Below are 22,701 nucleotides of genomic sequence, written 5' to 3' on the forward strand. Positions count from 1 at the left end.
GCGGGGGCAGGATTTGAACCTACGACCTTCGGGTTATGAGCCCGACGAGCTACCAGGCTGCTCCACCCCGCAACAACTCCAGGAAACGAAGCCTGGCAATCTTAGTTTCCCTGCGGCGGGGCTAACTAACCCAACCACTCAAGAGGCTGCGAATTCTATGGCTGCGGCCCAAGTGAGTCAAGCCGTAATTGGCATTTGTTTTTACTCTGGGCGGAAAGCCACCCGCCCTATCCCGCAGATCAGTATAGAAAAGGAAGAAAATCCCGCAAGAGGTCATTCTCCACTGTTGACCACCTGCGCCGGGCTGCCAGCAAGCCGGCTGGCGGCCCGGCCAATCCCGACACCTGGCGGGCCTGCTTCCGCCGCTATCCGCTCTTTCTTTTTAGCCACTTTAAACCTGGCCAATTTGCTATATTCACCGCTCCCACAATCCTCGTTAGCGCATGAGCTGGTGCACGATAGCCCGACGAATTGGCGCAAAGTGATCACTCACACGCAGCACTGCCTTGCGCAGCAACTTCGCAGGCAGACGATCATTGGTAAACAGGCCCACCACCCGATTGGTCCCTGAGTAAATCGGGCGAGTCTCCAGGCGGTGCTGAAATTGATAGCGGGACAGTGCGCGCCCGAGCCGCGCAGGCTGATACAGGCGGGCAACCCCTTGCAGCTGACGCGCCAGGGTATCTGCACCGGCAAGCCCGAGATTAAAGCCGTGCGCCGTCACCGGGTGCATACCCACAGCGGCGTCCCCCACCAAGGCAAAGCGCTCAGCATAGAACCGGTGTGCATACATAGCGACCAGTGGATAGCTGTAGCGCTGGCCACAGGTCTCGACCGCGCCAAGCTGCGAAGCACTTTCCGCCTGCACCCAGGCGGCAAACGCTGCATCACTTAACTGCATAACCGCCTCAGTGCAACTGGCGGGCACGGTCACCACTGCCGAGGAGGCGTGACACTCCGCCAGGGGCAACAGCGCCAGGGTAGAGCCATAGCGAAAACATTCCCGCGCGACACCACCGTGCGCCCGTTCAGTGCGCACCTGCCCGACAATCGCCACACGACCAAAGTCGCGCATATCTGCACCGATACCCGCCATTCTCCGCACCTCAGAAAAACGGCTGTCCGCCGCCACTACCAGTGCTGCAGCAATACTCCCGTCCTCCCCATAGCCCAGCACTCGCCGGCCCGCTTCGGCTATGATCCCAGTTACTGTGCAGCCGCTGCAGAGTTGTATCTTGCGGTCCTCCCGAGCCACCTCATAGAGCACGCGCCGGAGAGTCGCATTAGATACAATAAACCCAAGGGGCCCGCCGCCGCGGGTACCAAAATTCAAACTGGCCGGGGCGTATCCGTCCACAACCTGTGCAGATCGCAGTGTGCCGATTTCATCGTCGCGCAGTCGCTGCCAAGCCCCCAGATTCTCCAATATCCTCACGGATTTGTGGGTTAGTGCAATCTCTCGTCCGTCATCATCCGGGCTGAGGACATGTTGCTCACTCTGGCGCTCCAGCAATACTACCCGGCAATCACGTCTGGCCAGTGCCACCGCCAACGCCAGCCCTGCAGGCCCCGCCCCAACAATTGCGACATCTGCTTGCAACATTTCTGTCCCCCCTGACGGCAAGTCCACCGCCAAACCATTTTCTCAACTGGCACCTTCGGCTACAGCCGCCGAGTTGTAGGGGACCTTAAAGAAAGGGCTATTACCGGGTACTGACACAGATCAGGAAACAGGTAGAATCAGTGGCAGATCAACAGGCTTCACCGTTGACCTCACCCTTTTACCGGCTTAAAGGCAATAACCGCAGTAACTACGCTCAGGGCACAGTGATTATTCACAGAATAATACGCACAGGATATGGAAAAAGAGGAGCAAACCATGCAGCTCGAAATCACCATTGTAGATGCCTTTACCGACACCCTGTTTAAAGGCAACTCCGCAGCAGTCATTATCACGCAGCAATGGCTTGCGGATGATTTGATGCAATCAATCGCTGCGGAAAATAACCTGTCTGAAACCGCCTTTCTGCTGAAGTGCTCTGACAGCGAGTACCGGATTCGCTGGTTTTCCCCCGTGACTGAAATCGATTTTTGCGGTCATGCCACCCTGGCCTCGGCCTTTGTGATTTTCTCCGAAAATCCCTCATTGCAGGGCGTTCACTTTTCAGCCGGGGCTGTGGGGAAAATGTACGTTGCCCGAGCCGACAATGGCTATATCACCATGCACTTTCCCAAGCGGGCTCCGCATCCGGTAACGCATGTACCCAATGACCTAATTGCAGGGCTATCTATTAAACCGGCGGATATACTGCGCAACCATCAGGCATATTTTGCGATTTACGAGAAGGAAGAGGATATCTACAACCTGAAGCCGAACTCGGCAAAACTGAAAACTCTCGCCCCCTTTGATGTGGTGGCGACAGCCAGATCCGCACAATACGATTTCATCTCAAGATATTTCTGGCCCACCAATGGTGGCGTTGAAGACCCTGTAACCGGGTCCATCCATACGGGACTGGCCCCCTACTGGGCAGAAAAGCTGGACAAATCCCAACTGACTGCGTTCCAGGCATCCAAACGGGGAGGGCTGCTAAACTGCCAAGTCAAGGAGGATCGGGTCATTATTTCCGGCAAGGCGGTTCAATACTTGAAAGGCACCATCACACTATAATTTACCCGGCAATGGTATTGAATCGGTCAAAAAGTCCCCATGTATCTCCTGCCGCAATCGGTAGGCACCAGGCCGGTTTGATCTATGCCAAGGGCCTGTTTGGCGGTTATCGACAGGCCAAATTTTCCACCGCGTAAATACCAGCAAAGCAAATCTCACCCGGTACCGCCTGTCGATGCACTAAAGCGCACTTATTTAAGCGGTTTTTGATCATACGGGATAAAGCCTTCCCAGTGCATCGGAAAATCATGCTCAGCAATAGTTAGCGAAAGCAGATAATCGAAGATGCCTTCCGCATTGTTACTATTACTCATCAACAAGACTCCCGTACCCGTCTCGGGATAAATCATCGAGAAGTTCTGAAAGCCCTCATCATGATGCCCCTCTTTAAAGGCCGCCCAACCGTATTTGGTGTGAAACAACCCCCAACCCAAGCCATAGCTGAGCCGAATATCATCATCACGATCGGTGATTTCTCCGGCACCGGGGCCGAACTGTGTTTTAGTGCGAATCCGTATCTGCGGACTGAACATCTCTTCGAGAGCCATTTTGCTGATGCCATCACCATCCAGTATCGCAGTCATAAAGCGCACATAGTCCTGGGTTGTGGTTTCCAGAGTACTGGGTGCACGGGCCGCATTATCTTTATCCCGAGGAAAGGTGCTGCCGTCAGCCCCATGCCCCAAAGCATAATCGCGCTCAAAGCGGGATTGCCAGGTATAACTGGACATAGCCATTCCGTATGGGGCAAAAATATTTTCCCGCATCAGCTGTTCCACAGATTTTCCGGTCAGCTTTTCCAGCACAATCTGTAAAAGCACCATCCCCTCTGCAGAGTAACTGTATCGCTCTCCCGGCTCGAAATGAATACGCAGTTTATGATCCGGTTCAAACCAGCGCCAGTTTGGCAATCCGGTCGTATGAGACAAGCACATGCGTGCGGTGATTTTCCGATATCGCGGTGCTTGGCGCAAATCCCCTAAATTCTTGTGCCATGCATTTCCGCCATCACTCTGGCTTTTCCACAGTGGCTCTTTCAAATACGATTGAAGCGGTTTATCCAGATCTATAATACCCTGGTCCGCCAGCTTCAATACCAAAACAGCAAAAACCGCTTTACTCAGCGAAGCGCCGTACATTTCTGTGGTGGTTTTGAGCGGTTTTTTATTTGGCAGGTCGGCAAACCCAAACGCTTCAGAATATACCGGCAGGCCATTGTTAAACACTGTGACAGTCAAACCCTGTACCTGAGCCGCATTGGTCAGTTGGGTGATTTTGTTCGTCAATTGACTGGAGGAAATGGTACTGCCATCCAAGCGCACCAGCTGCTTTTCAGCAGAGCTGGCAAAATTGGTCAACCCGATAACAATCAAAACTACCAGAATTCTTTTCATAGCCTATTCACGCTGTTTTTCTTTTAATCTGTATTAAACGGTTTCGCTGCTTCAAAAGAACCTGTGTCAGATTTTAATTCTTATCTGCATGTTCGCAGCCTTGGGAATTGAACAATCGGGAAAAGGAGTTTATTGAGTCGCTCCAGAATACAAGTGAGCGTCTGATCGAATTAATGTGTTTCCAGGTGCTATTAACAAGTCAGCCGTAAAACCCGGTTGAAATCTATCCGGGGCAGACAAAAAGCGTGGATCACTCGAGCGCTCTTGCAAACCTTCGGCTACACAATGTCCACCGTGATTACCCCCCCTTTGGCATCTATTGGAACATTCATTCTCACCCGAGGCAACCCGGTGCCACTGCTATTCCAGATGTCGTTGGGTTTTGACAGACTATCGGAGAATTTTTCCCTCCATATCAGCACCCTAAGAGCACGGTGTCCCTGCCCAGCGCACTGGCAGCCAAATATCTGCTTAACCAGAAAGCTGGCAGCTACCCGAAGCCACCCCGGGACTTACCCGGGGTGGCCATCGCAGCGGGGCCGGAAGAGGACCGGAGTGTAGTACAATAGGAAGAGTGCATACCCCACGATCCAAGTGACGATGGCCACAAGAAAGCCAGTGGGTGCAGATGCCCAGAACACGCGCACCAAGGCCGAGCATGCCAGCGCTGCAAATGCCAGCGGCATCAGGCGCGGCGCCTTCAACACCCGACCGGTATGCCCGAGGCTCACGCGGCTGGCCATCGACAGAATCAATCCGCCGATACCGCCCACAGCAAAGGCATGCAGGGCGGGACTGTGCCAGGATGGCGCTATACCGCTCCAGGCCAGTGCGGCGAGAAAACAGCCGAGAACGACAAGCCAGTAGCTCAAGTGCAGAGACCAGACCATCGGTTCAGCCCAGATCCGGGTGGGATGCCAGCGCAATACACGCACAAGCTGCAATACACCGAGTATCAGGGCGAGTGCGGCCCAAATCTCCCGGGGCAATCCCACAGCCACGCACAGTAAAAGCAGTATTGCGGCAATGTGCGTACCCCACTCGGCAAAGGGCAGCTGCGCACGCGGACGCACTTGGAAACGCCGCGCGGTAAAAAAGGGAATCACCCGCCCACCAATCACCAGAATAATGGCTGTCACCAGTAAAAGGGCGAGCAATGCCACTCGACTCTGGGCCCCTGGCAACAGCCAGTGGCAGGCCGATAACCCGGCAAAAGCCAGCATGGCAGGCAATACAAACAGATTGCGCCACTGCCTGGTACGCAATACCCTTGCCCCCAACAGAAACGCGGCCAACAGGAAAAACACCACCTCTGTGCAGACAGGTATCCACAGCGGTACCGACGAGAAGAGATACCCCAAACGCGCCAGCAGCCACAATCCCACCAAACTCATTAACTGGACCCCTTTCGGCGAGGGAATTCCGGTCCAGGTCTGCATGGCGGTACCGAGAAAGCCGACCACCACCGCTGCTGCAAACCCAAACAGCATTTCATGGGAGTGCCAGACAACCCCACCGCGCAACGCGGGCAGCTGCCATCCGGACAACTGCAGTTGCCATACCAAAAGTGCGATCATACTCCACAGGGCAGCGCCCCAGAAAAAAGGCCGGAAAGGCATACGCCAAATAGGCGAAATGGATTCTGCGCGTGCGCGGTCGACGATGGGAATCACAATCTACTCTCCTTCTAAAAACTGGGCTGTTTTCCCCAGGGCAAATGCTTAACCGGCTCCGGGTTCTCCATCCATTGAGCAATATCATCTCATCTGTGCTGAAGGTTACAGAGCCTTCCCGCGCACACCCTAGCATCTGCCAGGAATCTATACCCTGATTCCGCTCAAGCGTCCACCCTGGGAAGCGGCGAAAAATCCTTGCGCACCCATGATTACAATGACCTGAAATACCATTCCAGAGATTGAGTGAGGTGTTCATTTTCACTCAACCAACACCAATAGTTAATCGCCAATTGCAAAATGTTGAAAGTCGGGAACTATAACCCTTCAGGGAGGCAAGGTATCTCGCGACCCGCTTCAGCAGGCATTCAATGATACAAACAAATCCGGCAATCGACAGGTTGCCGGGTTATCCGTACTTCCAGGCATTGCGCATAAAAAAAGGGGGGGTGACTGCTTAATCCCGATCAGTTCAGTTGTTTCCCTTACCAGCCTGGCAAGGAAAACCAAAGCGCTCCTACCCAACCTCTCTTTACCTCTTGAGAGGGAATATACGACGTACATTCAACAAGGTATTCATTCAAACCAGCGCAACTTTCACCAGAGTTCGCACAGATGATAAAAGGAGCCGAAGTCCGCACCATAGACCTCGCAGGAAAAAATGCCCACCGCGACCAAGACGATCGCGGGGCTGGCTTCGACTTATCAGTTTCTGTTGTAACCGAAACGGACCCATCCGAGAGTGGCCAATAAAAATCGTAACGGAAAACGCCTTGGAAAAAGAAAATCTCACTCAGGTGCCCTGCTTAACCTGGCACCGACTTGGCTACCGGACTGTTAATGACCGGCATTCAGCCAAGTGGAAATCCGCTTTGAAAAGAACACCCGGTCACAAATGTTCCACGGCGTCAATTTCGTATTCCATCGAACCGGAAGGCGCATGTACCACAACAACCTCTCCAACTTCTTTGCCGATCAACGCCCGCGCAATGGGGGAATTCACAGAGATCTTGCGTTTTTTCACATCGGCTTCATCATCACCTACAATCTTGTAGGTGACTTCGCGGTCGTTATCCAAATGAATAATCGTGACTGTGCTACCGAAAACCACCCTGGCACTTGGCTCAATCGACTTAATATCTATGACCTGTGCATGAGACAGTTTACTTTCAATTTCCTGGATGCGGCCTTCAATAAAACCCTGCTTTTCCCGTGCAGCATGGTATTCGGCATTCTCCTTCAGGTCGCCGTGTTCGCGCGCCTCCGCAATAGCCTGCACTACGGCAGGGCGCTCCACTTTCTTCAGATTTTCCAGCTCTGAACGCAATGCGTCGGCGCCTTCAACGGTCATTGGTACCCGGTTCAATGTGGGGCCTCCATGGTAGTTACTGCAGAACCGAACCCTGGAACTTCACAGGGTCCGCCCGCAACTCATAGGTTGGTTTAGAAATTTAAGACAGCTTGACTACGCGCTGGTGAAGGTCCTGCAGACGGCGCACCTGCAGCGGTTGCTCCTGACGCATGGCCATAGCCATGGCCTGGGCGGCCGTCAGGGTAGTGGTATAACACACCCGGTGATTCTCCGCGCTGCGACGGATATCCGCCGAATCGCGAATCGCCTGGCGCCCTTCGGTGGTATTGACCACCAGCGCAATCTCGTCGTTTTTGATCATATCCACGATGTGCGGACGACCTTCACTCATCTTATTCACGGTTGTAACGGGAATGGCGCTCTCTTGCAAGACCCTGGCAGTACCGCGAGTGGCCACCAGCTCAAAACCCAGGGCGACAAGGTCCCGCGCGACACCCACGGCGTCCTGTTTGTCGAAGTCGCGCACAGAAATAAATACACGCCCCGACATCGGCAGTCGGTCGCCAGCAGCCACCAGCCCTTTATCGAACGCCTCCGCGAAAGTCGCGCCGACCCCCATAACCTCACCGGTGGATTTCATCTCGGGCCCGAGAATCGGGTCCACTTTCGGGAACTTGTTAAACGGGAATACCGACTCTTTCACAGAGAAGTAATCCGGCACAATTTCCTTCGTAAAGCCCTGCTCTCTCAGGCTGGTACCCGCCTGACAGCGCGCAGCGACCTTGGCCAGGGAAACCCCGATACACTTGGAGACAAACGGCACCGTGCGGGAGGCGCGCGGATTCACTTCGATCACGTAAATCTCACCATCCTGATAAGCCAGCTGGGTATTCATCAGGCCTATCACACCCAGTTCACGCGCCATGGCTTTGACTTCCTCGCGCATACGGTCCTGCACCTCCACCGGCAGGCTGTAGGGCGGCAGAGAGCAGGCGGAATCACCGGAGTGTACACCGCACTGCTCAATGTGCTGCATAATGGCGCCTATTACAACGTCATGGCCATCGGACACCGCATCGATATCTACCTCGATGGCAGCATTGAGAAAGCGGTCCAGCAGTACCGGCGCCTCGTCGGAAACCTGCACCGCTTCTTTCATGTAGTTGAGCAGTTCATCTTCCTTGTAGACGATCTCCATGGCGCGGCCTCCCAGCACATAGGAGGGGCGCACCACCAGGGGGTAACCCACATCCTTGGCGGCCTGGATCGCTTCTGAGACCGAGCGCACAATGGCATTTTTCGGCTGCTTGAGGCCCAGTCGCTTGATCATCTGCTGGAAGCGCTCGCGGTCTTCCGCGCGATCGATCTGCTCGGGCGTGGTGCCGATAATGGGCACCCCCTCGGCGGCGAGGTAACGCGCCAGGTTCAGAGGAGTCTGGCCACCGAACTGTACAATGACACCCTGGGGCTTCTCTTTGGCGACAATTTCCAGCACGTCTTCCAGAGTGACCGGGTCGAAGTAGAGGCGGTCGGAAGTATCGTAGTCGGTGGAAACCGTCTCCGGATTACAGTTGACCATAATGGTCTCGTAACCATCCTCGCGCATAGCCAGTGCCGCGTGCACACAGCAGTAGTCAAATTCAATGCCCTGGCCAATACGGTTGGGCCCACCACCCAGCACCATGATTTTCTTCCTGTCGGAGGGCACCACCTCACATTCCTCATCGTAAGTGGAATACATATAGGTGGTGGAGGTGGCAAATTCGGCGGCGCAGGTATCCACACATTTGTAAGACGGGAAAACACCCAACTTATGACGGAGTTCACGCACGGTCTTCTGGCTTACGCCCAGCAGATCGGCCAGGCGCCGGTCGGAGAACCCTTTGCGCTTGAGAAAACGCATATGCTCAGTTCGAAGTGCCGAAGTGGGCAGTGACTTGAGCGGCTCTTCGATCTTGATCAGCTCTTCGATCTGCACCAAAAACCAGGGATCTATAGCAGACAGCTCGTATACCTGCTCTACGCTCATCCCCATACGGAAGGCATCGCCCAGGTACCAGATGCGCTCGGCACCCGGCACGGAGAGCTCGCTGCGCAAGCGGTTCTCGGCACCATCTTCGCCGGGATCGATCTTGCTCTCCAGACCGAAGCTACCCACTTCCAGGCCGCGCAGGGCTTTCTGCAGGGACTCCTGGAAAGTGCGGCCGATGGCCATGACCTCGCCCACGGACTTCATCTGGGTGGTGAGGCGCGCGTCGGCCTCACCAAATTTCTCGAAGGTGAAGCGCGGGATTTTTGTCACCACATAGTCGATGGACGGCTCAAAGGAGGCCGGTGTAGCACCGCCGGTGATATCGTTTTGCAGCTCGTCCAGGGTGTAACCCACCGCCAGCTTGGCCGCCACCTTGGCAATCGGGAAGCCGGTGGCCTTGGAGGCCAGCGCCGAGGAGCGGGATACCCGCGGATTCATCTCGATCACCACCATACGGCCGGTCTTCGGGCAGACGCCGAACTGCACGTTGGAACCACCGGTCTCCACGCCGATCTCGCGCAGCACCGCGATGGAGGCGTTGCGCATCAGTTGGTATTCCTTGTCGGTGAGGGTCTGCGCCGGCGCCACGGTGATGGAGTCACCGGTATGCACCCCCATGGGATCAAAGTTCTCGATGGAACACACGATAATGCAGTTGTCGCGCTTATCGCGAACCACCTCCATCTCGTACTCTTTCCAGCCCAGCAGGGATTCGTCGATCAACAGTTCATTGGTGGGGGACAGATCGAAACCGCGTTTGCAGATCTCCTCGAACTCGGGCCAGTTGTAGGCCACACCGCCACCGGAGCCGCCCATAGTGAAGGACGGGCGGATAATCACCGGGAAACCGAACGCTTCCGGGACTGCCTTCGCCTCTTCCATGGAGTGCACAATCCTGGCCCGCGGCGTCTCCAGGCCGATGGCCTGCATCGCCTTGTCAAACAGGTCGCGGTCTTCCGCCTTTTCAATGGCATCTTTGTCCGCACCGATCAGCTCGACATCCCACTCCTCCAGGATGCCGTGCTTTTCCAGGTCCAGGGCACAATTCAACGCGGTCTGACCACCCATCGTGGGCAGGATGGCGTCGGGGCGCTCCTGCTCGATGATCTTGGCCAGGGTACGCCACTCCACGGGTTCGATGTAGGTAGCATCGGCCATGGCCGGGTCGGTCATGATGGTGGCCGGGTTGGAGTTCACCAGAATGACCCGGTAACCCTCCTCGCGCAGCGCCTTGCAGGCCTGGGCACCAGAGTAATCAAATTCGCAGGCTTGGCCGATCACGATTGGGCCGGCGCCGATAATCAGAATGCTTTGGATATCTGTGCGTTTTGGCATCTTTCTTCCGCTCTACTACCGGCTAATGGCCGGCTGCGCTCATTTTCACTCGTGTCTTGTTAAAACCGCCGCAGAAGCGGCGGTTCTCTCACTGCTGCAGACAGCGGCACGCTTAGGTGCGCACTTTCATCAAATCGATAAACTGGTCGAACAAAGGTGCCAGATCGTGCGGGCCCGGGCTCGCCTCCGGGTGCCCCTGAAAGCTGAAGGCCGGCTTGTCTGTCAAGCGGATGCCCTGCAGGGTGCCGTCGAAGAGGGATTTATGGGTTACCTCCACATTCTCGGGAAGGGCGTCCGCATCCACCGCAAAGCCGTGGTTCTGCGCAGTGATCATCACCCTGCCGCTGCGCAGATCCTGCACCGGGTGGTTGCCGCCGTGGTGCCCAAATTTCATCTTGGAGGTTTTAGCGCCCACGGCCAGGCCGAGCAGCTGGTGTCCCAGGCAGATACCATAGGTGGGAATACCCGTGTCGAGCAATGCACGAATAGCAGCGATCGCATAGTCGCAGGGTTCCGGGTCACCGGGGCCATTGGACAGGAAGATGCCGTCGGGGTTCATCCCCAGCACTTCCGCTGCGGGTGTCTGCGCCGGTACCACGGTAATATTGCAGCCGCGATCCACCAGCATGCGCAGGATATTGCGTTTTACACCGAAATCGTAGGCCACCACCTTGAACGGTTGTGGCGGTGCTGCCTTGTGTCCGGCATCCAGGGCCCAGGTCCCTGCATTAAAGGGGTAGGAATCCTTGGTCGTCACAACCCTGGCCAAATCCATCCCCTTGAGGCCGGCAAAGGCTTTGGCCTTTGCCAAAGCCTTTGCGCAATCGAGATTCTCACCTGCCACGATACAGCCGTTCTGCGCACCCTTGTCGCGCAAAAGGCGGGTCAGGCGACGGGTATCGATATCGGCGATAGCGACAATATTGCGCTCGCGCAGGTAGTCCTGCAGGGGCTGCTTGTTGCGAAAACTGCTGGCAAGCAGGGGCAGATCCCGGATCACCAGGCCCGCGGCCCAGACTTCTGCGCACTCTTCATCTGTCCCATTGGTGCCGGTATTGCCGATGTGCGGGTAAGTCAGGGTAACAATCTGGCGGGCGTAGGAGGGATCGGTAAGAATCTCCTGATAGCCGGTCATTGAAGTATTGAACACGACCTCGCCCACAGAGCTGCCGTGGGCCCCGATTGCGCGTCCCTCAAAGACACTGCCATCTGCGAGCACCAGCAGGGCGGGCGTTATCGTGTGCAAAAAGTCGAGGGACATACAGGTCTCCGGCGAGGGTACAGCATTAGTCAAATTGGAACTCCGATCTTCACAGCGGCTTGCGGGCCGTGGGCCTTGAACAGGTGGGCATCTCTGGCTAGTGCGCGCATAAAAAAGCGAGATGAAACCTGACAGCTTCATCCCGCTTTAAAATTCTGCCCACACTCGGCACTCACAAACTGGCCATTGCTTACCACCGGTTTTCCGCGGACCTGCACGGCACAACTCAGCCCCGCGCCACAGACCTAAATCCGGGCGCAGATTCTACCCGAATCCGCGCCCGGATGCCAGTGCAAAAATATGCCGAGGGAATCGAGCGGCTCCCGTTCAGTTGGCCTCGCGCCCGAGACGGAACAGGCTGGTACCCATCTTCAACTCCGCCTTCTCCAGCATGGTCTTGTTCATACGCACGGCCACTTCACCACCGCTATCGGCAAACTCGACCATACCGCCAGTTGCAGCAAAACGCTCGGCATCACTTACAGTGAGGACAGGGAAAAATTCCAGCGCCACCAGGGTCTTGAGCAGGCTGGCGCGCGCCATTGGGCCGAGCACGACAATCTGGCACTTGCGGGCGCGCAGCATCTGCTGCAGGTCGACCTTCTCAAACTCCGCCCTGCGCCCGTCGATACGCTGGTTTCTGAAGCGCTCCTGCAGGGGTTCACCAAGGGAATCTCCGCCCATCAGGCACACGCGGAAAGGGGCATTACGGTTGGCAAAGGCATTGACCGGCCATTGCAGATGGTAGGCAAAATGCACAATGTAATCCACCATCACACGCCGTCCAAGGGGGGTATCCGAGAGCTGCACCGCTGCCTGGGCGCCTGGGGCAGCCAGCGATACCAGCAGTAGAAAGCGTGCAAGAAGGCTGTGGGAAGTGCGAGCATTGTGTGTGTTCACGGTTCTTCAATCCCTGCGGCTTGCACCATTTGCCCACAAGGCAACAGCCCCGCCCTGTTCCCAGGGAGCTACCACCCGACAAACGGTTTCGGTCAATGGGCACCTGTGGCGAGGGACCTTCCCCGGACTCCCTTGCGCTTTGCAAAAAAGCCCGGCCACTCCGCAAGTTTAGCTCACCGGGTCGGCGCAAGGCCTTTAAATAGCAGCGACAGCCCGAAGTTGCGCCCGACTGTCATGGGAAGGGAATGGAGGGACAGCAGCACCTGTTATCCCATCCGGCTGCGCGGCATCCACTTACCACCGCTTGTATGGTACAAGGCCTTTAAGAAAGCAGTGCTTTTGAGAACAGAATAGGTAGTTAAGAATGAAACCAAAAACTGCCCGCTCATCTGCAACAAGAACTTGGGCCAGAAATCAATTTCTTCGGTGAACAGCGAAAGGACCAAATTCCCAGGGGCTCAGCGGCGTTCCGGCTTGCGCTACCATTTCTGCAACGCTACGAGCGCCAGCAGAGGAGTCTGCCCAAGCGGCATGACTCAAATCAAATTGCCTCCGGTAAACCCAGAGTGATTCCCCTTTCAAGCTACACTGCCCTACCCATTCCTTTGGGAGTTACCTTGGGTCTCACAAGTTCTCATTACATCTCTGTATGCATGCCACGGCTGAAGAACTCCGTGAGGTCTCCACAATCTTGCCATTCAGATAGCGAGAAACTCTCCCTTCTGAGTCGATTGCTTTGCAGGGGCTTCGATGGCGTTACAAACCTCGTCACCTAGAATTTGCATTTCAAAGCGATACCAGCACTTCAGGAGCGCGCACTCCCTATGGCCTACGTACTTCTCTGCCTACACTTCACGTTGATTGTTCGCTCGTGCATCCTGCCTCTCAAATATTCCTAATTTAAAGCTCCGCACAGCGCGCAAGACTCGATACTGGTGTGTGGCTAGCTCTTGCCAGGCAGGGACTTTCACCCTACAAGATGCTACAAGCTGCGCTTGTTAGCACTAGAATGGCACATCAATTTCAAAAACCTGTGGAGGTTCAGAAGCCTTTGGCTGAAGAACGTTCTCATGATTCTGTCGCAAATTTTTCCATGCTTGCTGATGCCTCTACTTTTCAGGTATAAACTCCCGATTTCAATTTGTGGCTTGAGGGTCATGTCATTGATCAGTTTTAAGGGGGCCCACTACCCAAAAAATGTGATTCTGTATGCGGTTTTTTCTACGTACGCTATACGGTTTCCCATCGTGATCTTGAGGAAATTATGCAAGAACACGGGGTGACCGTGGATCAGGCCACACTCAATCGGTGGGTTGTCAAATACTCTTCTCAAATTGCCAAAGAGGCCAAAAAGAAAAAGGGGGCAGGTCGGCACATCCTGGCGTATGGATGAGACGTATATCAAAATTAAGGGTAAGTGGGTATACCTGTATCGAGCCGTTGATAAATCCGGAAAAACCATTGATTTTATGCTATCAAAGGCCAGAGATGAAGCTGCAGCGACACGCTTCTTTGAGAAATCCATTGCTAGTAATGGGGTGCCAGAGAAGGTGGTTATAAGTAAAAGCGGAGCCAATCTGGCGGGTCCAACCAACCTCAATATCTATCTGTTTCTGATGGGATTCTGGCTTTCATTTATCGATACTCTGCAGTTCAAATATCTCAACAATATCGTGGAACAGGACCATCGGTTTATCAAGCGAATAACCAAGCCTATGATGGGCTTTAAGGCCTTTCATTCAGCCGCTGCCACTCTCGATGGAACTGAAGCGGCACATATGATCCGAAAAGGGCAACTGGGACAGGCTGACATACCAGCCTATCGCCAGTTTATGGCGCTCGCAGGGTAACTGCGCCCAGATCATCGGTGTATTTCGGCCAGACGTAAAGTTTGCGACAAAACCCAAAGTGGAGCGCTACAGTTGGTGTTTGCTTGTGGATGGCAAAAAGGCTTTTATACTTCCTATACTCAAAAGCAATTCATTCGCTCAGCGTAATTTCTGCACCCGCCCCAGGCAATCCGGATACCGGCAGCGAATCACCGCTGTCTTTTCGGCGAATATCCACGGCGGTAACACTGCTGGAGAAGGTTTTGGATACGGAACCGCCGGTGCTGCTGGAGCTACTCGAACTGCCGCCCCCGCCGCCACAAGCACTCAAAGCTAATAACAGCAGAGCGGTGAGCGCAGATTTAAGCATGAAGTTTTTCCCGTTCATCAGTTTGCGCTCCTTCATTGCACAAAATCGTAAGTGACGATGAAATGGCTCTTGCCGGGCTCCAGCGCCAGCGGTCCCGGCATGTCGAGTTGGAAAGTCAGCTCGCCGTTATCTGTTTGAAACCGGCTGCTGGCAAGTAGGGTGTCGCCCTCATCCAGGTTTCCGTCGCTGTTGTCGTCCAGGTAGAGTTTTGCCAGGGCGATATCCAATCCGTCGTCCCCGCTGCCGGATGCTTGCAAGGTCAGGGTGTTGAGTTCCGATGCCACGTCCGTCCCCAGGCTAAACACCTGCACCACCACATCCTCCTCGCCGGGACTCGCCTCGCGATCGCCCGCAGTACCCGAATTTAACTTCACGCCTGAACTCGATGCCTGCCGGAAGCGGGGGTTAAAGGGCTGGGCATCTTCGCTGTCCACCGCGCCGTCATTATCGGTATCCACCACCGTTGCCGCATTCAAGCCCAGCACGAAGGCGCCGCGAATCGTGTTCTGCACACTGTTGCCGGCACTGTCTGTGGCGACAATGCGCAGGTCGGCGACGGCGGAGTCCGACACTTCGGGCAGCAGGGCAAGGTAGCGACCGTCCACCGGTGCGGTTTCCAGCGACAACCAGTCACCCCCGCCCAGCGCCAATTCGGTGGTCACGGAATCGAGTGGCAACTGGCTTTCGAGGGACAAAAACAGCTTGGCGTTGCGGCGCGCATAGTGGGAAATCACGCCGTCGTCCAGCAGTTCCAGCATGGCGATACGCGGCGCGGTGGCACCGTCCAGATTGTTGAGTTGCATCCGGGCGCTGGAGGTGTATTCCTCTTCACCAAGAGACGTGGTGTACTCGAAATCCATCTGCACCGAGGTACATTCGCTGCCGGCGAAGAACAGGTACTCTGGAATAACGTCGCCGCTGCCCAATTCACTATCGCCGGGCAGGCACAGGGCGCGGTAGCTGGACTCCGGGCGGTAGCCGTTGCCCCAGCTGTCCATTATCCAGGAAGAAATGGAGCCGTGGCTGGGAAGCAAGCGGTGATTACCGCCGTCATTGCGCAGACCCCCGACAAAATACCTGGGGCCCTGGCCCATAAGCATGATGCCACTGGACCGCTCCAGTATTACCTCGGGGATAGTGAAGTCCTCATCGTTACGCCGCAGCTTGCGGTAGACCGTGCGGCCGACGGAAATTTCGTTGCTGTGGGTCTGCGTGGTCCAATCTTCCCCTAGGGGTACACGCAAATTCAAAAATGTGGGCCAAGCGGCGATACCCTCCTCGTGCCCATGCAGGGTCAGCAGGGACGACTTGTGGGTCAACTCGCTCGGTATCGTCCACCAGTTGATAATGGACTCGTACATCATGAACCCGTAACCCACGGCATAGCCCTCCCGATTCCAGAACGGATTGCTGACCAGCAATTGCGTACTGCCGGGATTGCTGAGATCGAAGTGCAGATCTTCAGACATGCCCTGTTGGCCGTGCTTAACCGTATACAGCTTGCGGTCCTGCGGGTGCGCGCTCCCTTCCTCCGCCAGGCCCACATAGTTGACATGGAAGTTATCAGACAGGTTGCGCAGGGTTCTCATCGGCGTATCATCACCGTAACCTAGGCTCAAGGCTCTGGGCATTTCAGGGTGGGTCAGCTCAAGTGTCTGTTCCATAAACTGGAGCGTCTTGCCGCTTTCTGTTTGCAAAGGGGGAATGCCAGCCCCCCGAACTCTTGCCGGCACTACCAATTCACCATCGGACGTGTGCCGGTTTTCAAACGCATGCCAGACGTCATACCGCTCTCCATCAGCAACGACGTCCGCACTGAACAGAATATGGATCGGCTCGTTACGCACCGCCATATGCAGGACCGGTTCAGCACTTTCGAAATGGGAGAGCTGCCTCCAGGCAGACCAGCCCTTATTGAACAAAAATGCGGAATAGGACCAGAATTCCCCCGGCGCCTCGGATTCACGCATGGCCAGCACCTCCGCGCGATGGAAGGCCACTGGCAGGCGCACCCGCTCTTCGCCGGATAAATATTCAAGCGCCGAATCGTGGGCGAGTTCCAGCGGTTCGCGGTAGGGCACCCGACCATGATCGACATTCAGGTCGACGAACTGGACTTCGCTCGCACCCGCAGCCAACATGAGCTGGTCGGTGGAAAGCTCCAAGTTGGCGCCGGCGGGGAAACTACCCCCGTCCGCAACTGCGAATTCGGCAGGCGCGCCCAGGTTTTTCACTGTCACCTGCAGGGATCTCCGGCTGTGAGCGCCCTGCCCGAAGTGCCCCGCATACAGGGTCGGCGGGCTGACCAGAAAACGCGCGCTCGCGGCCGCGAAGGCATCCAACTGCCCGTTGCCCACCTCGGCCAGTTGGCCGACCACCTGCGCGGCGCGGTTGACCAGCAGCGCCTTGATCTCGGCGCTGGTCAGTTGCGGGTGCAACTGGCGCAGCAGCGCCGCGGCGCCTGCCACATGGGGTGCGGCAAAAGAAGTACCGGATTCAGTGCGGAGGCCGCCGCCCAGGTTGGCACTGGTGATATCCACGCCCGGCGCGACCATCTCCGGCTTGACGCTGTTGCTCCTCAGGTCCAGGCTGATGCCGAACATGCCTCGGGAACTGAAGTCCGCCAGGTGGCCCGCCCCATCCACCGCGCCTACGGTGACGATTTCCTCCGCGGAACCGGGACTGCCAATGGAGTTGAGAAAGGGACCGTCGTTGCCGGCGGCGGCTACCACCACGACACCGGCGCGCATGGCATTGTTGGCGGCGACGGACGTAACCGAGTTGTTTCCACCCACGCCACCCAGGCTCAGATTGATCACGTCCACTGCGTCGTCAGTTTGCGGATTTCCGTCCGGGTCCAACGCGGCTTCGATGGCGGCGATGATGTCGCTCTCGCTGCCAATGCCATGGCTATTCAGCGCCTTGTAGGCGTAGAGCCTGGCAGCGGGCGCCATCGCCGCGGCCACGCCGGCTACCATGGTGCCGTGGAAGTCGTCGTCCATGGGATCACTATCGTCGTTCACGAAATCGTAGCCACCGGCCACGCGGCAGCCGCTGCCCAAACAGCCGCCCAGGTCTTCATGGGTGTAATCGATACCGGTATCGATAATGGCGATGCTGGTCCCTTGCCCTTTGACGGCCCTGCCTTGCGCATCGCGCATTGCCCACACCTCGGGGGCGCGTACCTGCTGCGGACTGCCGGCCTGAAAAGCGCGCACCTGCCGGTCCCGCGTCACCGCGCGCACCTCCGGCATGGCGGCGATAGCGGGCAGCTGATCCACCCTGGCGATTGCGCTGATGGCGTTGACTGCACGAGTAAAGCGGTGGCTATGGCTCGCGATCAGTTTGCGCTGTTGAAGTTTGGCGACCATTTGCCGCTGGCGCAGGCCCAACTCCTGCTGCCGGGCGGCGAAAGCGCGCATATCCCGCCGTGTGCCGATAGCGCCCGATGCCCGCAAGCCAGCCTGCTCCGCAGCGGAAGGCCCGCGCAGTTCGATGATAATGCGCACCTCTTCGTTCGGGCGATATCTGATCACCTCCGGCCAGGCTTGCCTGTTGCGCTGCGCCTGAGACGCGCCTTCGCGGGACACGCTCAACTGCAGAGAACGAGACTCTGAAGCTTTCCCCCCCGGGTCGGCTGCCGCGGGTTGCAGTAATGCAACCAAGGCGATCGCTGCCAGATACTGCAGCATCGGTTTTACGCGCATAGTGAACGCCCTGTTTAAGTATTTATTCTTTCTTTGAAAGGGACCGACTACCGCCAAACCCCAACTACTTTGAGAAATAAAAGGGTAACAGTTCTCAGGAAGAAAGGAAGGCTTGCCCGATAACATTCCATTGCACTGCTATCGTACCTATATTAGCTGTCATATGACCAGTGGATTCTATCGCAAATTTTTCCATGCTCGCAGATGCCTCTACTTTTCAGGTATAAGCTCCTGATTTCAATTTGTGGCTTGAGGGTCATGTCATTGATCAGTTTTAAGGGGGCCCACTACCCAAAAAATGTGATTCTGTATGCGGTTTTTTCTACGTACGCTATACGGTTTCCCATCGTGATCTTGAGGAAATTATGCAAGAACACGGGGTGACCGTGGATCAGGCCACACTCAACCGGTGGGTTGTCAAATACTCTTCTCAAATTGCCAAAGAGGCCAAAAAGAAAAAGGGGGCAGGTCGGCACATCCTGGCGTATGGATGAGACGTATATCAAAATTAAGGGTAAGTGGGTATACCTGTATCGAGCCGTTGATAAATCCGGAAAAACCATTGATTTTATGCTATCAAAGGCCAGAGATGAAGCTGCAGCGACACGCTTCTTTGAGAAATCCATTGCTAGTAATGGGGTGCCAGAGAAGGTGGTTATAGGTAAAAGCGGAGCCAATCTGGCGGGTCCAACCAACCTCAATATCTATCTGTTTCTGATGGGATTCTGGCTTTCATTTATCGATACTCTGCAGTTCAAATATCTCAACAATATCGTGGAACAGGACCATCGGTTTATCAAGCGAATAACCAAGCCTATGATGGGCTTTAAGGCCTTTCATTCAGCCGCTGCCACTCTCGATGGAACTGAAGCGGCACATATGATCCGAAAAGGGCAACTGGGACAGGCTGACATACCAGCCTATCGCCAGTTTATGGCGCTCGCAGGGTAACTGCGCCCAGATCATCGGTGTATTTCGACCAGACGCAAAATTTGCGACAGAACCGTAAATAGCATGCAGGAATTCTACTGCAATGGTGGTACGGAACACACATTGTCTAATCCGTATCGCAAACCCCTTGAACGCCCTCCCCGATCATCGCCGGGCGCCACTTCAGGGCTTTCTCGATTGACATAATCATGGCACCGGCCACATCCTTGCGGGTTGCGCTCTCGATTCCCTCCAAACCGGGAGAGGAATTCACTTCCAATAGCAATGGCCCCTTGCGCGAACGGATAATATCCACTCCTGCCACTCTCAGCCCCAGCACTTTTGCAGCCTTCACCGCCAAGCGCTTCTCCTCCCGGGTGACCTTGACCACCGAGGCACTGCCGCCCTGGTGAAGATTGGCGCGAAATTCTCCCGGCGCGGCCTCCCGCTGGATGGAGGCCACCACGCGGCTGTCAATCACAAACAGACGCAAGTCCCTGCCCTCAGCCTCGCGAATAAATTCCTGTACCAGCAGGTTGGCCTTCAGAGACTTGAAAGCGTTGATCACGGACTCCCCCGCTTTGCGGGTTTCCGCCAGTACCACGCCGCGCCCCTGGGTGCCTTCCAGCAGTTTGACCACAAGCGGTGCCCCCCCCACCATCTCAATCAGTTCGTTAGTATCTACAGGGGAGCTGGCAAAGCCGGAAGTGGGGATAGTCAGCCCGCTTTGCTGCAGAAGCTGCAGAGAGAACAGTTTGTCCCGCGACTGGCTGATGGCGGCAGAACCATTCAGGGCAAAAACATTCAGGCTCTCAAAATGACGCGTGAGGGCACAGCCGTAAAAGGTCTGACTGGGGCGGATACGTGGAATCACCGCATCCAGGTTGTTGAGGATGCGGCCATCTCTATAGTGTACCTCTGGCTCATCGGCATCCAGCTTCATATAACACTGGCGCACATCGAGAAATGTCATGCGATGACTGCGCTCCGCCCCCGCCTCCATAATCCGGCGGTTGCTGTAGAGGTCCGGGTTGGAGGCCAGCAGGCCGATGCGCAGTCCGGTGCCCGCAATATGATGCTCGTCGCGGTAGTATTCATCCAACTGACTCTGGGGGATCACTCCCAGGCAGTAGCACTCCGAGGGGTCCACCAACATGCGCCCCAACATCGCCTCCCGCCCCAGCAACATACGGTAACCCATGCTATCGCGGTTGGTCAGGGTCAATTCTATGTCCCAGACACTGCCGCCAACCGACAGGGCCGTGCGAATCACCGGGCGTTTCTCACTTTCACCGGAGGAACTGCGCACCAGGCGCTTGTCCATCAGGCGTGCTTCACAGCGTACCGAGGGACGGCGCTGGTGCTGCAACGGATGGGCCTCAAAACTTACCCAGGATTCACCATCGCGCTTAAACGTCTGGATGTTGTAGGCGTGCAGGCAGGACGTCTTGGCTCCCGAGTCCACCCGTGCCTTTATCGCCGGAATACCGAGCGCAGGAAATCCACACCACTCTTCACTGCCGACAATCAGCTTCTTTTCCAAGAGTACTTCCTCAAAGGGGATGACAGACTGACCGATCGGGCGAAACACCCTTCGGCCCTGGCAGGCTCACCCACAAGAGTGGCTGGCAGATGGAAATCACAAAATATCAGGCAGTCCCCTGCAGGCGTCAAAAGTAACTGTTCAGGATGGGATTAATGCAGCCCAAGCACGTCACGCATATCATAGTGTCCCGGCATGCGCACGGACTCCCCGTCGCCCAGCAGCCAAAGAGCCGCCCGCACGGCGCCGCGGGCAAAAGCCAGACGGCTGCTCGCACGGTGATTAATCTCTACCCGTTCACCCTCGGACAGAAAGATGACCGAATGTTCGCCGATGACATCGCCACCGCGTATTGTGGCAAAGCCGATGGTATCCCGATCACGCACACCGGTGTGGCCCTCGCGACCGTAGATTGCCACCCTGTCCAAATCGCGACCCAGCGTTTCGGCCACCACCTCCCCCATACTGAGGGCAGTGCCGGAGGGGGCATCCACCTTGTGGCGGTGATGCGCTTCCACAATTTCGATATCCGCATCCTCACCCAGCACCCGCGCAGCGGTTTCCAGCAATTTGAAACACAGATTTACCCCGGTGGAAAAATTACTGGCCAGGCACAGCGGTACCTTTTCCGCATTGGCCAGCAGCCGAGTTTTCTGCCCCACATCAAAGCCGGTGGTGCCGATGGCAATGGGGCGCCCCAGAGCTGCGCAAAAAGTGGCGTTATCCACAGTAGCTTGCGGCGTGGAAAAGTCGATCAGTACATCGAAGTCGGCCTTTTCCAGGTTATCCACAATAGTGAGGCCGTTACGCCCCAGGCCGGCAACTTCCCCGGCATCCGCCCCAACCAGGCTGGAACCCGGACGCACTACCGCAGCGGAAAGCGCGGCATTTTCGCAAAGCGCCAAAGCCTCTACCAGCGCCCGCCCCATACGTCCGCCAAATCCCGTTACTGCTACCTGTACCGCCATTTTCGACACTCCTGTCCACACCCATAAGTCAGGCCTGGAATTCTACCTTGGGCTCCATACTACGCATAGAACAATAGAAATGCTCAAAATCGGGTAACTTCGCCCTTAAAGGCTTTGCCAGTGGGCCTGAACCCTCATTTGGGGGAATAAGAGAATCTGTTCTTATTGCAAAGGGGCTTTCCCTCACAAAAACAGCGCCAGCCACCGCTGCTAGGCTTTATCCAAAGTAGTCAATGGAGCGCCAATATGCGGCTCATCATTCATTCCAGTGTCTGGCCGTGCCTACTGCAAGTCGCCCTTTCCCTGGGTCTCGCCTTTACCAGCCTGTCAGTTAAAGCGCAGGAACAACCGGAGGTCAACCCCGATTTCTGGGAAAAATATGACGACCTTACAGATTGGGTGACACTCCGCCTGCAACTCACCCCCGAGCAGGAAAAGGTCGTGCTGCCAGTGATGCAGAGGAGTTTTGCGAAACAGAAATCCCTGCTGCAAAGCTACGGCCTTGCCAACAGTACCAAACCCAGCCTCACCCCTGGGCAACGCGGGGAAATCGGCGCACAGCTAGCGATCATCAGCGCACGAAACTACCGGGAACTGCAGGGCATGCTGAACGAGAAACAGCTGAAGGAGGCCAGCAAAATCCAGCGCGAGTTTTTGCGTGCATTTGCCGCCAGATTGAGTATGCGATCAGCGCAAGACGAGTAACCCGGCGCGCTGATCCACTGGCGGGCAAAGCCCCTGGCACCTATCAAACTGCTTGAACAAGTCATTGTCGT

General features: G+C 56.1%; 15 protein-coding genes and 1 pseudogene. 4 read left to right on the forward strand and 12 right to left on the reverse strand.

Annotation, left to right across the window (positions count from 1 at the left end; all coding sequences use genetic code 11):
• Positions 1-436: 436 nt before the first annotated feature.
• The gene (ubiM, locus tag Q1A48_RS04445; protein WP_299941755.1) at positions 437-1,603 is read right to left on the reverse strand and encodes a 5-demethoxyubiquinol-8 5-hydroxylase UbiM; all 1,167 of its coding nucleotides are present in this window, start codon (positions 1,601-1,603) and stop codon (positions 437-439) included.
• Positions 1,604-1,879: 276 nt separating this feature from the next.
• Between ubiM and Q1A48_RS04450 the strand changes: the two genes are divergently transcribed.
• Entirely contained in the window at positions 1,880-2,671 is a 792-nt protein-coding gene (locus tag Q1A48_RS04450) for a PhzF family phenazine biosynthesis protein (RefSeq protein ID WP_299941757.1), read from the forward strand.
• Between the two features lie 191 nt (positions 2,672-2,862).
• On the opposite strand, the gene Q1A48_RS04455 is transcribed toward Q1A48_RS04450, so the two are convergent.
• The 6 genes from Q1A48_RS04455 to Q1A48_RS04480 form a co-directional block, all read right to left on the reverse strand.
• Complete coding sequence (locus Q1A48_RS04455; protein ID WP_299941760.1) at positions 2,863-4,065, reverse strand: serine hydrolase domain-containing protein; 1,203 nt, start codon at positions 4,063-4,065, stop codon at positions 2,863-2,865.
• Positions 4,066-4,577: 512 nt separating this feature from the next.
• On the reverse strand, positions 4,578-5,738 hold the full coding sequence (locus Q1A48_RS04460; RefSeq protein ID WP_299941763.1) for an NnrS family protein: 1,161 nt from the start codon (positions 5,736-5,738) through the stop codon (positions 4,578-4,580).
• Between the two features lie 889 nt (positions 5,739-6,627).
• Positions 6,628-7,104, reverse strand: a complete 477-nt coding sequence (gene greA / locus Q1A48_RS04465; RefSeq protein ID WP_299941766.1) for a transcription elongation factor GreA — start codon at positions 7,102-7,104, stop codon at positions 6,628-6,630.
• A gap of 85 nt (positions 7,105-7,189) precedes the next feature.
• Entirely contained in the window at positions 7,190-10,417 is a 3,228-nt protein-coding gene (carB, locus tag Q1A48_RS04470; RefSeq protein ID WP_299941768.1) for a carbamoyl-phosphate synthase large subunit, read from the reverse strand.
• Between the two features lie 112 nt (positions 10,418-10,529).
• Complete coding sequence (gene carA, locus Q1A48_RS04475; RefSeq protein ID WP_299941771.1) at positions 10,530-11,678, reverse strand: glutamine-hydrolyzing carbamoyl-phosphate synthase small subunit; 1,149 nt, start codon at positions 11,676-11,678, stop codon at positions 10,530-10,532.
• Positions 11,679-12,005: 327 nt separating this feature from the next.
• The gene (locus Q1A48_RS04480; protein ID WP_299941774.1) at positions 12,006-12,578 is read right to left on the reverse strand and encodes a YfiR family protein; all 573 of its coding nucleotides are present in this window, start codon (positions 12,576-12,578) and stop codon (positions 12,006-12,008) included.
• A 1,334-nt stretch (positions 12,579-13,912) separates the two neighbouring features.
• Between Q1A48_RS04480 and Q1A48_RS04485 the strand changes: the two genes are divergently transcribed.
• Entirely contained in the window at positions 13,913-14,428 is a 516-nt protein-coding gene (locus tag Q1A48_RS04485) for an IS6 family transposase (RefSeq protein ID WP_299942022.1), read from the forward strand.
• 130 nt (positions 14,429-14,558) lie between these two features.
• On the opposite strand, the gene Q1A48_RS04490 is transcribed toward Q1A48_RS04485, so the two are convergent.
• On the reverse strand, positions 14,559-14,777 hold the full coding sequence (locus Q1A48_RS04490) for a hypothetical protein (RefSeq protein WP_299941776.1): 219 nt from the start codon (positions 14,775-14,777) through the stop codon (positions 14,559-14,561).
• Positions 14,778-14,809: 32 nt separating this feature from the next.
• Entirely contained in the window at positions 14,810-18,484 is a 3,675-nt protein-coding gene (locus tag Q1A48_RS04495; protein WP_299941779.1) for a S8 family serine peptidase, read from the reverse strand.
• Between the two features lie 435 nt (positions 18,485-18,919).
• Here Q1A48_RS04495 and Q1A48_RS04500 point away from each other — a divergent pair, with 435 nt between their 5' ends.
• Positions 18,920-19,435, forward strand: a complete 516-nt coding sequence (locus tag Q1A48_RS04500; RefSeq protein WP_299942024.1) for an IS6 family transposase — start codon at positions 18,920-18,922, stop codon at positions 19,433-19,435.
• Positions 19,436-19,541: 106 nt separating this feature from the next.
• Here Q1A48_RS04500 and rimK read toward each other — a convergent pair whose 3' ends face one another.
• From rimK to dapB, 3 genes and pseudogenes are all read right to left on the reverse strand, one after another.
• On the reverse strand, positions 19,542-20,471 hold the full coding sequence (gene rimK, locus Q1A48_RS04505) for a 30S ribosomal protein S6--L-glutamate ligase (protein WP_299942026.1): 930 nt from the start codon (positions 20,469-20,471) through the stop codon (positions 19,542-19,544).
• An 84-nt stretch (positions 20,472-20,555) separates the two neighbouring features.
• Positions 20,556-21,005, reverse strand: a pseudogene (locus Q1A48_RS04510) (ATP-dependent zinc protease); the annotation flags it as partial.
• A 104-nt stretch (positions 21,006-21,109) separates the two neighbouring features.
• Positions 21,110-21,925, reverse strand: a complete 816-nt coding sequence (gene dapB / locus Q1A48_RS04515) for a 4-hydroxy-tetrahydrodipicolinate reductase (RefSeq protein ID WP_299941782.1) — start codon at positions 21,923-21,925, stop codon at positions 21,110-21,112.
• Between the two features lie 246 nt (positions 21,926-22,171).
• Between dapB and Q1A48_RS04520 the strand changes: the two genes are divergently transcribed.
• Positions 22,172-22,630, forward strand: coding sequence for a hypothetical protein (locus tag Q1A48_RS04520; RefSeq protein ID WP_299941785.1), 459 nt, complete (start codon positions 22,172-22,174; stop codon positions 22,628-22,630).
• Positions 22,631-22,701 lie beyond the last annotated feature (71 nt).

It is taken from the genome of uncultured Microbulbifer sp., from assembly GCF_947489355.1.
In the GTDB taxonomy this organism is placed as follows: domain Bacteria; phylum Pseudomonadota; class Gammaproteobacteria; order Pseudomonadales; family Cellvibrionaceae; genus Microbulbifer.